This is a genomic window from Ruegeria sp. BI11 (assembly GCF_056538005.1).
This window is the reverse complement of the sequence record NZ_JBQFSM010000001.1, coordinates 368,971-382,032: the sequence shown is the minus strand read 5'-3', so window position 1 is coordinate 382,032 and position 13,062 is coordinate 368,971. Positions and strand designations below refer to the sequence as shown.

General features: G+C 56.1%; 16 protein-coding genes and 1 tRNA gene. 2 read left to right on the top strand and 15 right to left on the bottom strand.

Going from position 1 to position 13,062, the window contains the following annotated elements; genetic code table 11:
• Nucleotides 1-71 precede the first annotated feature (71 nt).
• A complete protein-coding gene (locus ACR0DT_RS01860; protein ID WP_010440107.1) occupies nucleotides 72-254 on the bottom strand; it encodes a DUF3553 domain-containing protein in 183 nt (60 codons plus the stop codon).
• A gap of 42 nt (nucleotides 255-296) precedes the next feature.
• Between ACR0DT_RS01860 and ACR0DT_RS01855 the strand changes: the two genes are divergently transcribed.
• Entirely contained in the window at nucleotides 297-893 is a 597-nt protein-coding gene (locus ACR0DT_RS01855) for a histidine phosphotransferase family protein (RefSeq protein WP_480709115.1), read from the top strand.
• Here the strand turns inward: ACR0DT_RS01855 and ACR0DT_RS01850 are convergent.
• From ACR0DT_RS01850 to ACR0DT_RS01810, 9 genes are all read right to left on the bottom strand, one after another.
• Nucleotides 890-2,152 carry a glutamate-5-semialdehyde dehydrogenase gene (locus tag ACR0DT_RS01850; protein ID WP_480709114.1) on the bottom strand — a complete coding sequence of 421 codons (1,263 nt, stop codon included), beginning with the start codon at nucleotides 2,150-2,152 and terminating at the stop codon, nucleotides 890-892. The genes ACR0DT_RS01855 and ACR0DT_RS01850 overlap by 4 nt on opposite strands.
• A gap of 46 nt (nucleotides 2,153-2,198) precedes the next feature.
• Nucleotides 2,199-3,305 carry a glutamate 5-kinase gene (gene proB / locus ACR0DT_RS01845; RefSeq protein ID WP_480709113.1) on the bottom strand — a complete coding sequence of 369 codons (1,107 nt, stop codon included), beginning with the start codon at nucleotides 3,303-3,305 and terminating at the stop codon, nucleotides 2,199-2,201.
• Nucleotides 3,293-4,327 (bottom strand): GTPase ObgE, encoded by a 1,035-nt coding sequence (gene obgE / locus ACR0DT_RS01840; protein ID WP_480709112.1) that lies wholly within the window; start codon nucleotides 4,325-4,327, stop codon nucleotides 3,293-3,295. The genes proB and obgE overlap by 13 nt, the downstream gene beginning before the upstream one ends.
• 37 nt (nucleotides 4,328-4,364) lie before the next feature.
• Nucleotides 4,365-4,901 (bottom strand): GNAT family N-acetyltransferase, encoded by a 537-nt coding sequence (locus ACR0DT_RS01835; RefSeq protein ID WP_480709111.1) that lies wholly within the window; start codon nucleotides 4,899-4,901, stop codon nucleotides 4,365-4,367.
• The gene (locus ACR0DT_RS01830) at nucleotides 4,898-5,506 is read right to left on the bottom strand and encodes a LysE family translocator (protein WP_480709110.1); all 609 of its coding nucleotides are present in this window, start codon (nucleotides 5,504-5,506) and stop codon (nucleotides 4,898-4,900) included. Before ACR0DT_RS01830 ends, ACR0DT_RS01835 begins: the two co-directional genes overlap by 4 nt.
• 93 nt (nucleotides 5,507-5,599) lie before the next feature.
• The gene (rpmA, locus tag ACR0DT_RS01825) at nucleotides 5,600-5,869 is read right to left on the bottom strand and encodes a 50S ribosomal protein L27 (RefSeq protein WP_010440093.1); all 270 of its coding nucleotides are present in this window, start codon (nucleotides 5,867-5,869) and stop codon (nucleotides 5,600-5,602) included.
• Nucleotides 5,870-5,880: 11 nt separating this feature from the next.
• On the bottom strand, nucleotides 5,881-6,498 hold the full coding sequence (locus ACR0DT_RS01820; RefSeq protein WP_480709109.1) for a 50S ribosomal protein L21: 618 nt from the start codon (nucleotides 6,496-6,498) through the stop codon (nucleotides 5,881-5,883).
• A 210-nt stretch (nucleotides 6,499-6,708) separates the two neighbouring features.
• Nucleotides 6,709-7,509 carry a DUF2059 domain-containing protein gene (locus ACR0DT_RS01815; protein ID WP_480709108.1) on the bottom strand — a complete coding sequence of 267 codons (801 nt, stop codon included), beginning with the start codon at nucleotides 7,507-7,509 and terminating at the stop codon, nucleotides 6,709-6,711.
• On the bottom strand, nucleotides 7,509-8,351 hold the full coding sequence (locus tag ACR0DT_RS01810; protein ID WP_480709107.1) for a DUF2059 domain-containing protein: 843 nt from the start codon (nucleotides 8,349-8,351) through the stop codon (nucleotides 7,509-7,511). The genes ACR0DT_RS01815 and ACR0DT_RS01810 overlap by 1 nt, the downstream gene beginning before the upstream one ends.
• A 123-nt stretch (nucleotides 8,352-8,474) precedes the next feature.
• Between ACR0DT_RS01810 and ACR0DT_RS01805 the strand changes: the two genes are divergently transcribed.
• Nucleotides 8,475-8,564, top strand: a tRNA-Ser gene (locus tag ACR0DT_RS01805).
• A 314-nt stretch (nucleotides 8,565-8,878) separates the two neighbouring features.
• Here ACR0DT_RS01805 and ACR0DT_RS01800 read toward each other — a convergent pair.
• Genes ACR0DT_RS01800 through ACR0DT_RS01780 form a run of 5 tightly spaced genes read right to left on the bottom strand, consistent with a single transcriptional unit; the run spans nucleotide 8,879 to nucleotide 12,962 of the window.
• A complete protein-coding gene (locus tag ACR0DT_RS01800) occupies nucleotides 8,879-9,574 on the bottom strand; it encodes an RraA family protein (RefSeq protein WP_480709106.1) in 696 nt (231 codons plus the stop codon).
• A complete protein-coding gene (locus ACR0DT_RS01795) occupies nucleotides 9,571-10,266 on the bottom strand; it encodes an alpha/beta fold hydrolase (protein WP_480709105.1) in 696 nt (231 codons plus the stop codon). Before ACR0DT_RS01795 ends, ACR0DT_RS01800 begins: the two co-directional genes overlap by 4 nt.
• Entirely contained in the window at nucleotides 10,263-11,387 is a 1,125-nt protein-coding gene (locus tag ACR0DT_RS01790; protein WP_480709104.1) for a cobalamin-independent methionine synthase II family protein, read from the bottom strand. The genes ACR0DT_RS01795 and ACR0DT_RS01790 overlap by 4 nt, the downstream gene beginning before the upstream one ends.
• A 10-nt stretch (nucleotides 11,388-11,397) precedes the next feature.
• Nucleotides 11,398-12,000 carry a class I SAM-dependent methyltransferase gene (locus ACR0DT_RS01785; RefSeq protein ID WP_480709103.1) on the bottom strand — a complete coding sequence of 201 codons (603 nt, stop codon included), beginning with the start codon at nucleotides 11,998-12,000 and terminating at the stop codon, nucleotides 11,398-11,400.
• Complete coding sequence (locus tag ACR0DT_RS01780; protein WP_480709102.1) at nucleotides 11,997-12,962, bottom strand: cupin domain-containing protein; 966 nt, start codon at nucleotides 12,960-12,962, stop codon at nucleotides 11,997-11,999. The genes ACR0DT_RS01785 and ACR0DT_RS01780 overlap by 4 nt, the downstream gene beginning before the upstream one ends.
• Between the last annotated feature and the right edge of the window lie 100 nt (nucleotides 12,963-13,062).

Here is a 13,062-nt window from a genome sequence, read left to right as displayed (position 1 = left end):
GATACCGCAGTTTTCGTGAGGATGGCAACAAGGGCAGAGTTGTGGGGCCGTTAACCTTTCCTAAACCAGTTTCACGGATCAAAGACCGGCATCAGGGCGATGCGCGTTCCGTCAATCACCACTTTCCCCTGCTCGCGAAAGTTCACGGTGATCTTGCCTCCGATGTTGGACTGCACCTGTCCAACGCCCCAATCGGGGAAATCGGGGTGGCGGACGTACATGCCCGGTGCAAGAATAGCATTAAGGTCTGTCATGGCTGGGCTCCGGTCCGGCGGCAGATGCAGCAGGAGGTACGCTTGAGCGACACCACAGTCAACCTGGCCGAGCTGATCGGTTCCCGGATCTGTCACGATCTGATCAGCCCTATTGGCGCAATCACCAACGGCCTGGAACTGCTTGAGATGGTTGGCTCGGTTCAGGGTCCCGAGATGGAGCTGATCTCGGGCAGTGTCGGAAGTGCTGGGGCGCGCATTCGGTTTTTCCGCGTGGCGTTTGGATCAGCCAGTGATCAACCACTGGGCCGCGCCGAGGTGTCGGAGCTGCTGAAAGATGTCGAACGCGCAGGCCGCGTGCGCGTCAACTGGCATCTGACCGAGGCGGTGCCGCGCAATCAGGTGAAACTGGCGTTTCTGGCGATGATGTGTTGCGAAAGCGCCATGCCTTTTGGTGGAGATGTTACTATCGACCATGTTGGCGAAAACTGGACAGTCACAGGATCAGCCGACAAGCTGAACGTGGATAACGACCTTTGGAAAAACCTGCCGAAGGGGCGATACGCGACCAAGGTCACGCCCGCACAGGTTCAGTTCGCCTTGCTGCCTGAAACTGCGGCCTCGATGGGACGACGGGTTGCGGCGGAAACCACCTCGACCCGCGTTGTGATCCGGTTTTAGGACCGGGTCGTTCCGTTTCCGCGCACAAGATACTGGAAACTTGTCAGCTGCGCCGCCCCCACTGGGCCACGCGCGTGCATCTTGCCAGTGGCGATACCGATCTCGGCGCCCATGCCAAACTCACCACCATCGGCGAATTGGGTTGAGGCGTTGTGCATCAGGATCGCGCTATCGAGCCGTTCAAAGAACCGTTTAGCGGCGGTCTCGTCCTCGGTCATGATGCAATCGGTATGCTCTGATCCATTGAGGCGGATATGCGCGATAGCCTCGTCGATATCAGCGACAGGTTTCGCGGCGATGATGCTGTCTAGGAATTCCTTACCCCAGTCGTCAGCTGTAGCGGCGACAGTGCCACCCACGGCAAGCGCACCTTCGGCGTGCACCTCAACACCTGCGGCCATCAGAGCGGCGATGACATCTTGCCCCAGTGTTTCCACCACATCCTGATGGATCAATAGGCATTCCGCTGCGCCGCAGATACCGGTCCGACGGGTTTTGGCATTCAGAACGACGTCCATCGTTTTCTGCGGATCGGCTGCTTTGTCGATATAGATATGCACAATGCCTTCAAGATGCGCGAATACGGGCACACGTGCCTCACGCTGCACCAGTCCTACCAGTCCTTTGCCTCCGCGAGGGACGATAACGTCGACATAATCCGTCAGGGTCAGCAATTCCTGCACCGCCGCCCGGTCCCGAGTCGGCACCAGTTGGATGGAATCTTCGGGCAGGTTCGCAGCTTTTAGTCCCTGAACCAAACAGGCGTGGATTGCTCCCGAGGAATGAAAGCTTTCGGACCCACCGCGCAAGATAACCGCGTTGCCGGATTTCAGGCACAGCGCGCCGGCATCGGCCGTTACGTTGGGCCGGCTTTCATATATCACACCGATTACACCCAAAGGCGTGCGCACACGTTGGATATGCAGCCCCGAGGGCATGTCCCATTCGGTCAGCACCTCGCCTACAGGATCAGCTTGATCCGCAACCGTGCGCAGCCCATCAACCATGCCCTGAATGCGCGCCTCGTCCAGCATCAGACGATCCATCATTGCCGGGCTCAGGCCTTTCTCGCGGCCAAACTCCAGATCTTTCTTGTTGGCCTCGATGATGTCTGCACGGTTGGCCCAAACAGCATCTGCAGCTGCGATCAGTGCTGCGTGTTTGCGTTCGGCACTGGCAAAGGCCAATTCGGCCGAGGCTGCCTTGGCGCGTTTTCCAAGATCGGCCATCAGTGTGGGAATGCTGTCGAAATCCTTCATCTCATGTGCCTTTCGGTCGGTCTTTTGGTGTTCTAACATTGCAAGGCTAAAGCGCCAAATCGTCTCGGTGGATCAACACAGCTCTGCCCGGATAGCCCAGAGTTTCTTCGATTTCCGAAGATTTACGCCCTTTGATCGCGTCCGCCTCTTGCGCGGTATAGCGGCTGAGACCTTGCGCCAAGCGTCGTGCTTCCGGGTCCAGGATCGCCACGGGATCGCCGCGACCAAAGTCTCCGGTCACTTCGATGATTCCGGCAGGCAACAGGCTTTTGCCGTTACCAAGCGCCTGCGCAGCGCCTGCGTCGACGATGATTTCACCACGCGGTTTCATCGCGGAAATCCACCGTTTACGCGCTGCATGTGGGTCCAAGGTTGCGATGAACCATGTGCAATTCGCACCATTTTCAAGCGACTTCAGCGGGTTCAAGGGCGATCCTTCCGTGATCGCCATATCACATCCGGCTGCGGTCGCCATCTTGGCTGCTAGCAACTTGGTCTTCATCCCACCTTTTGACAGGCCCGACCCTGCATCACCCGCCATTTGTTCAATCTCGGCGGTAATTTCTTCGATCACGTCAAAACGCGTGGCCGAGGTGTCCTTGTTCGGGTTGCCAGTGTAAAAGCCGTCTACATCCGACAAAAGGATCAACTGATCCGCACCAACCGTAACAGCGATCTGTGCGGCCAGGCGATCATTGTCTCCATAGCGGATCTCATCCGTCGCCACCGTATCGTTTTCGTTGACGATGGGAACGGCACCCATGCTGAGCAAAGTTTCCAGCGTGGCGCGTGAGTTCAAATAGCGTCGGCGGTCAGCGCTGTCTTCCAACGTTACTAGAACCTGCGCCGTGGTAATCTTGTATGGCGTCAGCGCCTCTTCATACGCACGTGCTAGACGAATTTGTCCGACGGCGGCGGCGGCCTGTGACTGTTCCAGCGGCAAGGTTTGCATTGGTAGGCCCAAAACCCCACGTCCTAGCGCGATTGACCCGGACGAGACCAGAATGACATCCGTGCCCTGCCCTTTTAGCCAAGCCACGTCCTGCGCCAATGAATGCAGCCAATCTGACCGCAAAAGGCCTGTGTCCCGATCCACCAACAGGGCGGACCCGATCTTGACCACCAGTCGCTTGGCCGAGGTCAGGGTTGCCACGACTTCGCCTCCTCAGCGGGCTTTTGCCGCAGGCGGTTTTCGTCGATCTGGGCACGCAATGCACGCAGAACCTCGGTTACGCCCAAATGCGCCACACCTGACATGGTCATAACGGGGCCGCCAACGGCCTCTTCTAACTCGGTCTTGGCCAATTCGCGTTCTTCATCATCCAGTGCGTCAACCTTGTTCAGCACCGTAATGCGAGGTTTCTCGGCCAGTTCGCCACCATAAGCCTCAAGCTCGTGAATGATCGTCCGATAGTCGTCGGCCACGGTTTCTGACGTGCCATCGACCAAATGCAGCAGAACGGCGCAGCGTTCCACGTGACCCAGAAAACGATCTCCGATGCCACGGCCTTCGTGAGCACCTTCGATTAGACCGGGAATGTCAGCCACCACAAATTCAACGTTATCAACGCCGACGACACCCAAGTTCGGGTGCAGTGTGGTAAAGGGGTAGTCGGCGATTTTGGGACGCGCGTTGGAAGTTGCGGCCAGGAAGGTCGACTTACCTGCATTGGGCATGCCCAACAGACCGACATCAGCTATTAGCTTCAACCGCAGCCAGATGGTGCGGTCTATCCCCGCCTGTCCTGGATTGGCCCGGCGCGGAGCCTGGTTGATGGCGGATTTGAAATGCAGGTTGCCAAAGCCACCATTGCCGCCTTTGGCCAGCAATACCCGCTGACCAACCTCTGTCAGATCACAGATGACAGTTTCTTCGTCTTCGTCCAGAATTTCGGTGCCAACCGGCACCCGCAAAACGATGTCATCGCCATCCTTGCCAGTACGCTGTTGGCCACGGCCCGGCTGGCCGTTTTTGGCAAAGAAATGCTGCTGATAGCGGAAATCGATCAGGGTGTTCAGCCCGTCAACGACCTCGGCCCAGACAGACCCGCCCTTACCGCCGTCGCCGCCATCGGGACCGCCGTATTCGATGTACTTTTCGCGCCGAAAGCTTACGCAACCGCCACCTCCGGCACCAGACCGGATGTAGACCTTTGCAAGATCGAGAAATTTCATGTGTGTCCCCTAATGCAAAGGCCCCATCGGCCACAAGTCAGAGTTTCTTAGTATATGTCCAGGTGGGCACATTCGCATCACGCGCCACCGAATAGCTTTCGGCATCGCCGAGATAAGCAAACCCACAATGCGTCAGAACCCGCGCCGAAGCCGGATTGTCCTGAAACACGCTGGCAAACATGTTGGCGTTTTCCAGTGGGTTGGCATTGACCAGCGCTTCGACGGCCGAAGAGGCTACGCCTGTGTTCCAATAGACCGGCGCGACCCAATAACCAACCTCGGACTGGTTCCGATCCAGACGCGTCAGTGAGATCAGACCGATCAACTCGGGGCCGCCATCTTTTGTGGCATCCATCGCCCACACGTCTTCTTCCCGGTCTTCTGTCATCGACCGTGCGACAAATGCTTCGATCGAGCCGGGCGGCAATGGGTGCGGGATCGACGTTGTCATCCGCGCCACGCGCTCGTCACCTGCATAATGTTCAATGAGACCCATATCCGACCGACGCAATGGTCGCAGGTCGAACCGCTCGGTTTCAATGACCGGCTGGTTTATTATCGTCTCAATCTTCATGAGTGCGTTCCTCCTCCGAACAACACATAAAATACGGACGCAACAGTAATACTCGCCAATGTCCACATCAGATATTTTTCCGTAGGCCGTCCTTCAACCGCGTGGGCAATTCTATCCCCCGCAAAAGTCCAGATTGGGTGAAGAAAGGCCTGACAAAACAATAAACAAGCAGCGATCGTAGCCGTTGCCTCAAAACTCGGTGTTCCCGCTGCCACGAAGCCGGTGAAGCCGGCAATGATCATCGCCCAGGCCTTGGGGTTCAGCGGATGCACGACCAGACCAGACCAGAACCCCGGCGCGTCGCTAAGGCTGTCTTGCCGGGACAGGCGCAGATTAGCGATTTTCCATGCAAGCCAGCAAATATAGGCCGCTGAGGCATATTTCAGGGCGGTAAACACACCTGGCGCCTGATCGGCTAAATGCAACACTCCAAACCCAACCGGCCAGATGATCAGTTGTTTGCCCAGAACCACGCCTGCCACAAAGGGCAACGCCGCCCGAAAACCATAGCGCGCACCGGTTCCCAGCAGGACCATGTTGGCGGGTCCCGGCGTGCCGACCTGACTGGCGGCAAAAATCAGGAAACTGGTGGTTGCGACTGTCATCTGAACGTTCGATCAAAACTGCGTTGAAACGAGAAAGGGGACCGGCATTTTCTGCCGGTCCCCCAAGAATTTTCAAACCTTATGGGTTTCGGCTTACTCTGCGGCCTCCGCCACTGGCAGGACCGAAATAAAGGTGCGGTTTTTGAGTCCCTTGTGGAACTTAACGGCGCCATCGACAGTCGCAAAAATGGTGTGATCTTTGCCCATGCCTACGCCTTCGCCCGGCCAGAACTTGGTGCCGCGCTGACGCACGATGATGTTGCCTGCAATAGCGGCCTGGCCACCATACAGTTTCACGCCAAGGCGGCGACCAGCTGAGTCGCGACCGTTACGGGAGGAACCGCCAGCTTTCTTATGTGCCATTCTCTCTCTCCTTAGCCTTTAGCCAGTTCTTTGGCCTGCTCAACCCATTCGGGTTTCACTTTGATTGTGTCGATAGCAGCAATCTGCTCTTCCGACAAGGCGGCCAGAGCGGCAAAGCCCTCGATACCGGCTTCTGCCAGCTTTTTGGCAGCGGCGGGGCCGACACCAGTCAGCGCGGTCAGATCGTCAGCGGCGGCAGCAGCGGCGGGTGCCTCTGCTTTGGCTTCGGCTTTCTTGGCAGGCTTTTTCGCCGCCGGAGCAGCTTCGCCAGCCGGTGCCGAACCAGTTGCAGCTTTGATACCAGATTTTTCAGCGCCCGATGCCAGGATGTCGGTGATTTTGACCAGAGTCAGCTTCTGACGGTGACCAACGGTTCGCTTCGAGCTGTGCTTACGACGACGTTTTACGAAGTTGATGACCTTGTCACCTTTGATCTGTTCGATCACTTCGGCCTGAACGCCAGCGCCTTCAACGAAAGGTGCGCCAACAACCGGTGCGTCACCGCCCAGCATCAGAACATCGTTGAATTGAACTTTTTCACCTGCGTCGGCAGCCAGCTTTTCAACACGGAGAACATCGCCCGCCTGAACCTTGTACTGCTTGCCGCCAGTCTTGAGGACCGCAAACATGCGTCTTTCCTTTTCCAAACCGCGTTCTGTGGTCCCCGAATGGGTGTTTTTGGCTTAAGCCACCTCGAACAGCGCGCCCTATTTGGGGCTGTGTGACGACCCGTGGGAATGGCCCTTTGGGTCAATAATAACGATACCCGGCGCGGAAGAACCGGCCGGGATGAGCGCTTATCCATAGATTACAAAGGAAAGTCAACATCAAATGCGCCCCTAAAGGTCCGACCCTTTCAGGACCTGAGCGACTGCTTGACCCATCTGATAATAGATCGTGTCAAACATCCGGTTAAAACTTTCAAACAGCGCCGTGTTGATGGCCCTGCCTGTGTCAGTGCGTGAAAAGGCGATGTTCTCACGCATCTCGCTGTCGCTAAGCGGTTTGTAAGCCAACAGGAAGAAAGAATACAACCAGATACGGGTGTCTTCTGTCACACTGTCCTTTTGCCCGAGAAGCTGTGCCAGCAACTCGCCGTCGTCCGCCCCGACCCCAAGACTCATCCCGCGAAAAAAGTTGTAATCTGCGCTAATGGAGTTCTGAACATTCTCATCAATCAGGTTGTTGACCTGAATATACTCGTCAACCAATCGATACAGTTCCGTGCTACGATCGTCGTGCTTGTAGGCATCCTGTGCCATCTCTTCAATGGCTTCATCCGCCAGCGCTATACGGGCGGATATTTCCAGCGAAATTATATTTTGCCCCAAATCACTTTCGAAAAACAAAATGGCACGGTCCACCTGGCTCTCGGTAAGCGTTTCAACAAAAACCTCCTCGACCTGAAGGCGCATTTTATCTGTGTCGTAAATCCGATCTACCTGATCCAGAAAGACCTGGCCGCCATTGTTATCAAGAAAAGTCTGCTGCAGATCCTGCCCCAGCATGCTGCCTTCGTCCCGCAGGATATCGATGACCGCATCCACTTGCAGGGCCTGCATCAGTCGCTCGACCTTTTCCCCCGCCTGCAATGGAACGGCCCAAACGAACAGGGCGAGGAACGAAGCAACCAGACGCATCAGATATCCTGTGCCGGGTGCAGGTCCGCCATCCGGGTAGCGAGAATCTCGAATTTCATAGCCATGATTTCATACTGAACGGCATTCAGCAGTTCGTAGACCTCTTGCATTAAAGGTTGCTCCAGCGCATCGGCATAAGCGATTACATCGGCATCTGAAAAATCCTGATATGTATAAGCTGCACCCGCAAGCGCGGACAGTTGCAGTGCCTGCCGCATGCCGGTCTCGTTTTGGCGCATCATCTGCCGCAACTCGTTTGCGTCCAGTTGCAGATCAATCACTCCCGAGGCACTGGCGGCTAGCAGAAATCGCACTTGAATCTCTTGCAACGCCCGCAGCGCCGTCCCGCTGGAATCAATTGCCCTGTTCATGCGTTTGAGGCTTTCAACACGATGCGAGCCGTCCTTGATCAGCTCTGCCACAATCTCTTGCCCCTGCTGCTGCTTAGCCTCTTCATCGTCGAGCATATGCGAGGCATTTTCCGCCTCGACCAGACGCTGACCCAGATCCGAGGCATAAAACTCCACCGCATGGTTCAGCGCCTCATCGCTCAAGGTCTGCTCCAGAATGGACACGGCTGTTTCATGCATGTCTTGGGTATCGAACACTTCTTCGGTCAGGCGGGCCCAATCCGAACCGAAACCGTCAGGGTCGATGCCCAGCATTTGTGGCGCTGAAGCAGAGGACAGCGCGATACTTTCCAACGCCACGTCAAAGCCGGTTGTGGTTAGAAACGCCTCAATCCTGTCGCGCCCGGCGGCAAAGGACGACACAGGCGCAAATGCCAGCGTCAGAAGCAATAGAAAAAAGGTGAAAGCGGTGCGGCGAAGATGATAAGTCATATCTCAAAGCCTAGGCGATTTGTGTCGTCTGGCAATGGAAAAAACCGTCATAGTGAATTTCGGGAATTTTCTGCTTGCACCCCCGCGCGTTCCTCACTAAATCCCCCCCTCACAGACCCCCGCGGAGAGGTGCCGGAGTGGTCGAACGGGGCGGTCTCGAAAACCGTTGTGGGTGCAAGCCCACCCAGGGTTCGAATCCCTGTCTCTCCGCCATTTTCCTGAGACTACGACATGCCCTGTTCAGTGGCGCGAAGCATCACTGGCTATCGGTGGTCTTTCCGTTAAAAAACTGATGATTCTGTTTCCAGGTATTCCCAAATAGGTTTTTCAGATTCAGCAATTATGTCTGCAGAGGTCATCGCGCCTTTTGCTACAGCACCCTCTTGGCCCAAACCGGACTTTCGAAGTTTTGTTTATTTCTGCAATGCGGATTGTAGCGATCTTCAACTTTCAGAGTTTCTCAATGTAGAGCTAAAAGCAGATAAGTACGCCTGAGACGTACTATTTATTGCCCACTAAAATGGCGATTAGACCCTGGCTTTTTCAAAAGCTGCCCAAGCGGTTTCGAATGCTTCGAAACCAAACTCCGGCTGGCGCGCCGCGTCTAAGACAATACGCTCTGTCGACAACAGCTTTTGTATTGCAGATTCCAATTGATCGACGACATCCTCGGGTACGACCAGCGCCCCATGACGATCGGCATGAACCAATTCGCCTGGGTTAACAGCTAGGCCGAAAACTGAAACCGGTGTATCAATCTCGCGGATGTGTACAAAACCATGGCTCGGTCCGACGGAACCGGCAACAACCGGGAATCCCTCGGGTAAATCGCCGAGATCGCGCATGACACCATTGGTTACGACACCGGAAATTCCGAACCCCTTGTGGACAGAGGTATTGATCTCACCCCAATAGGCTCCGATGCAGTCCGGATAATCCAAGTCCTCAATCACAGCGACACAGGGGCTGGGCGCTTCGGCCATGTACTTGTAATAGGCCATGCGACGGGCTTTGATGACGTCGGGCGTCTCGGTCGGTGGGTTGACCGCCGCGATCTTGGCCGTGCGCGCATAGCCGACGATCGCAGGCTCTTCAGGCGCTGAACACAGCATGGTGCCGCGCGTAAAATCGTCGAACCCACGCTTACCCTGTGCCACTTCGATGGCATTGCAGACAGTGGGAGTGTCGACCTTGCGAAGCAGGGACAAAAGGGATGGCGTCATGTGTCCTCCAACCAGCGGATCAATGCCGCTGTGGTTTTTTGTGGTTGTTCCAAAGTTGGAAGGTGTCCTGCACCCTCGATGACCTCCAGCGCGCTGTGTTGCAGCAGGTCATGCATCATCTGGTGGCGCTCAACCGGGCACAACTTGTCTTCACGCCCACATAGGACCAGAGCGTATCCGGTATAAGCCCTTAGGGTCATACTTTGATCCGGGCGGTTCATCAGCGCCTGCGACTGGCGTAAGAAAACGTCAGGCCCCAAGTCGGTGGCCATTGCCATGCAAAGATCCAGAATAGCCCCTCGGTTAGGTCCGTCCGCCAGGTAATTGGGTTTCATCTCGTCCCGCATCACCGATCTTAGGTTGCCATCGCGAACAGCCTCCATTTGGGGCGCACGACGGGCTTTTACTTCTGGATTTTCAGCGAGTGGATTTGTGTCAAGCAATGCCAGACGCGACACACGTTCAGGAGCCTGACGCAATACTTCCATCGCCACGATCCCCCCCATCGACAAGCCAGCCAGTGCGAAATCGGGTGGCGCATTTTGCAGGATGTTATTCGCCATTGCCTGCACACTGTCTTGCCGGGACAAAGGGAAAGTCATCACGGGTCTGCTGCCCGACAGAGCGTTGATCTGCGGGCCAAATAGGCGGGCATCGCACATCATACCCGGCAAGAAGATCAAGGGTGTCATGCTGAAGCCAGCTTTGCCCCATCAGACAGTGCCGACAACTTGGCGTAGGCAATCTGAGGGTCGACCGCGCCAAAGCCCGCAAAAGTGCCAAAGCCGCAATCGCTGCCTGCTATAACCCGGTCCGCGCCGATAATCCCCGTAAAGCGCTCGATCCGCTGGGCAACAAGTTCGGGGTGTTCGACGAAATTGGTGGTGGTATCGACCACACCGGGCACCAGAATCTTGTCATCCGGTATCTCCGACTTGCGGTCGCGAAACACAATCCACTCGTGCGCATGTCGTGGGTTCGAGGTCTCAAACAGGACATAACGCGATTTGGTAGCCATCAGGGTGCTGAAAACCTTGTCCATTGCGATGTCACAGCAATGCGGACCTTCGTAGTTGCCCCAGCAGATATGCACCCGCACACGATCCTGTGGGACGTTCTGAAGCGCGTGATTCAGAGCCTCAACGTGCAAGTCGGCAATCTTGACGAACTCGTCGTCCGAAAGATCCGTGAACAGCATATGGCGCGACAAGGCCAGATCGGGGCAATCCAGTTGCAGGTCCAGACCAGCGGCCACGATGGTTTCGTATTCTTCTTTCATGGCATCGGCCAGAGCTGCCAGATAGGCCTCACGCGTGGGATAGAAATCATTTTGCAAAAACAGCGAGATTACGCCGGGAGACGCGGCATTCATGAAACCGCGTTCGCCCCCATTTTGGGCCATGGCGGCTTTGAGGTTGGCAATGTCCTTCTCCAACTCGCCCTGCCCTTTTGAACGCACCTCGCCTGTGCACATCGGTCGAGCGTATTTTGGCGTGCCACCGTCGTCAGCCAGTCGCTGCAGATAACTGGGGAACATCTTCAAATCTGCAGGCGCATTTCGGGGGCTGTCCCCGGAAAAACCGGTGTAACGATCCTTGACATAGGTCGCGTAAGAAATCTTTGAGGTTTCGCCATCGCTGACAACGTCGACACCGGCTTCGACCTGCTTTCGTACTGTCTCAGAAACCGCATCGGTCATACAGGCATCAAACGCGGCCGCGTCGTAGGTTTCACCGTTCTCACGGGCGAAAATGAAATCCACAACATTCTGTGTGCGGGGCAGAGACCCAACATGTGTGGTTTTGATAGTCATCAGCGCCTCCTTAAACTTTGCGTGCCATCAGGATCGTGTGGCTTTGGGTCTCAGGATCCTCGGCCAAATACCCGGTCATTTGCAGTCCGTTTTCCTCTAGACACGTCGCGTAATCGGCTGGGGACAACGAGGCGTGATAGACAAGCTCTGATCCCACCGTGCCGCTGACCTCTCCGGCCCGAGGTCCAACGGTCAGCATGAGCATTCCACCGGATCGCAAATGACGCGACATGCGCGCAATACAGTCTTTTTGTTCACTTGCTGTCAGATGAAAAAAGCTATTCCAGGCGATGATGCCGTCGAATTGCTGGTCTAACTCAAAGTCCCGCATATCAGCATGCCGCCAATCCCCGTCTGGCCAGCGATCGCGGGCTATGGCCAGCATCGCCTCGGCGAAATCCACACCTGTTACTGCGAACCCCTCAGCCATGAACCAGCGTGCAATCGGATCACCTGTGCCGCAACCCAAATCCAGCACATGGTCACCCGGCTTGAGGCTGGCCGTGAAGCGCGCCAGCCAGCGCGCTTCGAACAGAGCCTTTGAGCGGCGCTTGTCATACTCCTTCGCTTGCCGCTCATAAATGGCGTGTGTGTCTTCGGGGTCTACGCTCATCCTGTCCAGGTTGCTCCTGCCGGGTCATCGGTTGCAGTGATCCGATACAGGCCCGCCTGCCCGGTCATCGATGGTTTCACGCTATAGGATTCACCGGTTAAGACCAAAGCCGTGTCGCCGGTGGACAAAGTGGTTTCATGATCGTCGATCACAACACGCCAGTGGCCACTGGCGGGCATAAGAACCACAGGTCTTTCTGCTACAACCGGTTCGGTAACAGAGGATCCTCGCCCAAGGAAATCAACCTCGAACCCGGGTTTATCCTTGATCATTCCGTTTTCACCGATCACCTGAGCGGGTTTATTGGCCGACAATGCCATCAGGTCCCAGTAGCGCGCGACGTATTTTCCGACCACATCTTCAACCGGAACCTCGGGGTAGTCTTTCAATTGCTCCTCAGTCAACAGAGGCATTGGGCGCACATTGTGTGGCAGGTCCTGGCCCTTTTTAGAGTCGTAAAGAACACCATTGTCGCCAAGCATCAGCCCATGTGCCTGCGCATCTTCGATGACTTGCGGTGCCCAAGTGACCCCGCCGCCGGCATCGTCACCGCCCAAGATCGACATGATCATCCCATAGTCCTGGCCTACGTTTTCAAAACCCCGGAAGATACCGGTCGGGATGTTGAAGATATCGCCCTCTTCGGCGATGAACTCACCGGCGGTGCCATAGCGGCCCCAGAAAAACCGCCAACGGCCCTTGGCGACAAAGAATACCTCGGCTGTCGTGTGGCTGTGAAGCGAGTTCCGGCATTTCGGTGGCTGGCCCGCAGCACCGATGTTGAAGCCGATCTTATCAGTGATGTGCACATGCTGATCCGGAGATTCCGAGACCCCGCCGCCGACGATTGTGAAGTTCTCTTTCTGATCGCTGCCCGGTGTGTGGGCGTCGATGAAGGCGGTTTTACAGGGCTGGAGTTCGCCGTAGCGAACAATGCGAGAAGAGATGGTTGATTTGATCATGACGTTTGTTCCGATATTACGTTTTAGGGAGATAAGGTGCTTGTGCCTGTAAAGCACTCGCCCTTACTCTCCCGGTGGACGCAGGTTCAATCGGCGTGCG

Excerpts from the sequence above, each read along its gene's own strand:
- ACR0DT_RS01860 (WP_010440107.1), bottom strand. The coding sequence starts at position 254 with ATGACAGACCTTAATGCTATTCTTGCACCGGGCATGTACGTCCGCCAC.
- ACR0DT_RS01850 (WP_480709114.1), bottom strand. The coding sequence starts at position 2,152 with ATGAAGGATTTCGACAGCATTCCCACACTGATGGCCGATCTTGGAAAA.
- obgE (WP_480709112.1), bottom strand. The coding sequence starts at position 4,327 with ATGAAATTTCTCGATCTTGCAAAGGTCTACATCCGGTCTGGTGCCGGA.
- ACR0DT_RS01835 (WP_480709111.1), bottom strand. The coding sequence starts at position 4,901 with ATGAAGATTGAGACGATAATAAACCAGCCGGTCATTGAAACCGAGCGG.
- ACR0DT_RS01830 (WP_480709110.1), bottom strand. The coding sequence starts at position 5,506 with ATGACAGTCGCAACCACCAGTTTCCTGATTTTTGCCGCCAGTCAGGTC.
- rpmA (WP_010440093.1), bottom strand. The coding sequence starts at position 5,869 with ATGGCACATAAGAAAGCTGGCGGTTCCTCCCGTAACGGTCGCGACTCA.
- ACR0DT_RS01820 (WP_480709109.1), bottom strand. The coding sequence starts at position 6,498 with ATGTTTGCGGTCCTCAAGACTGGCGGCAAGCAGTACAAGGTTCAGGCG.
- ACR0DT_RS01815 (WP_480709108.1), bottom strand. The coding sequence starts at position 7,509 with ATGCGTCTGGTTGCTTCGTTCCTCGCCCTGTTCGTTTGGGCCGTTCCA.
- ACR0DT_RS01810 (WP_480709107.1), bottom strand. The coding sequence starts at position 8,351 with ATGACTTATCATCTTCGCCGCACCGCTTTCACCTTTTTTCTATTGCTT.
- ACR0DT_RS01800 (WP_480709106.1), bottom strand. The coding sequence starts at position 9,574 with ATGACGCCATCCCTTTTGTCCCTGCTTCGCAAGGTCGACACTCCCACT.
- ACR0DT_RS01795 (WP_480709105.1), bottom strand. The coding sequence starts at position 10,266 with ATGACACCCTTGATCTTCTTGCCGGGTATGATGTGCGATGCCCGCCTA.
- ACR0DT_RS01790 (WP_480709104.1), bottom strand. The coding sequence starts at position 11,387 with ATGACTATCAAAACCACACATGTTGGGTCTCTGCCCCGCACACAGAAT.
- ACR0DT_RS01785 (WP_480709103.1), bottom strand. The coding sequence starts at position 12,000 with ATGAGCGTAGACCCCGAAGACACACACGCCATTTATGAGCGGCAAGCG.
- ACR0DT_RS01780 (WP_480709102.1), bottom strand. The coding sequence starts at position 12,962 with ATGATCAAATCAACCATCTCTTCTCGCATTGTTCGCTACGGCGAACTC.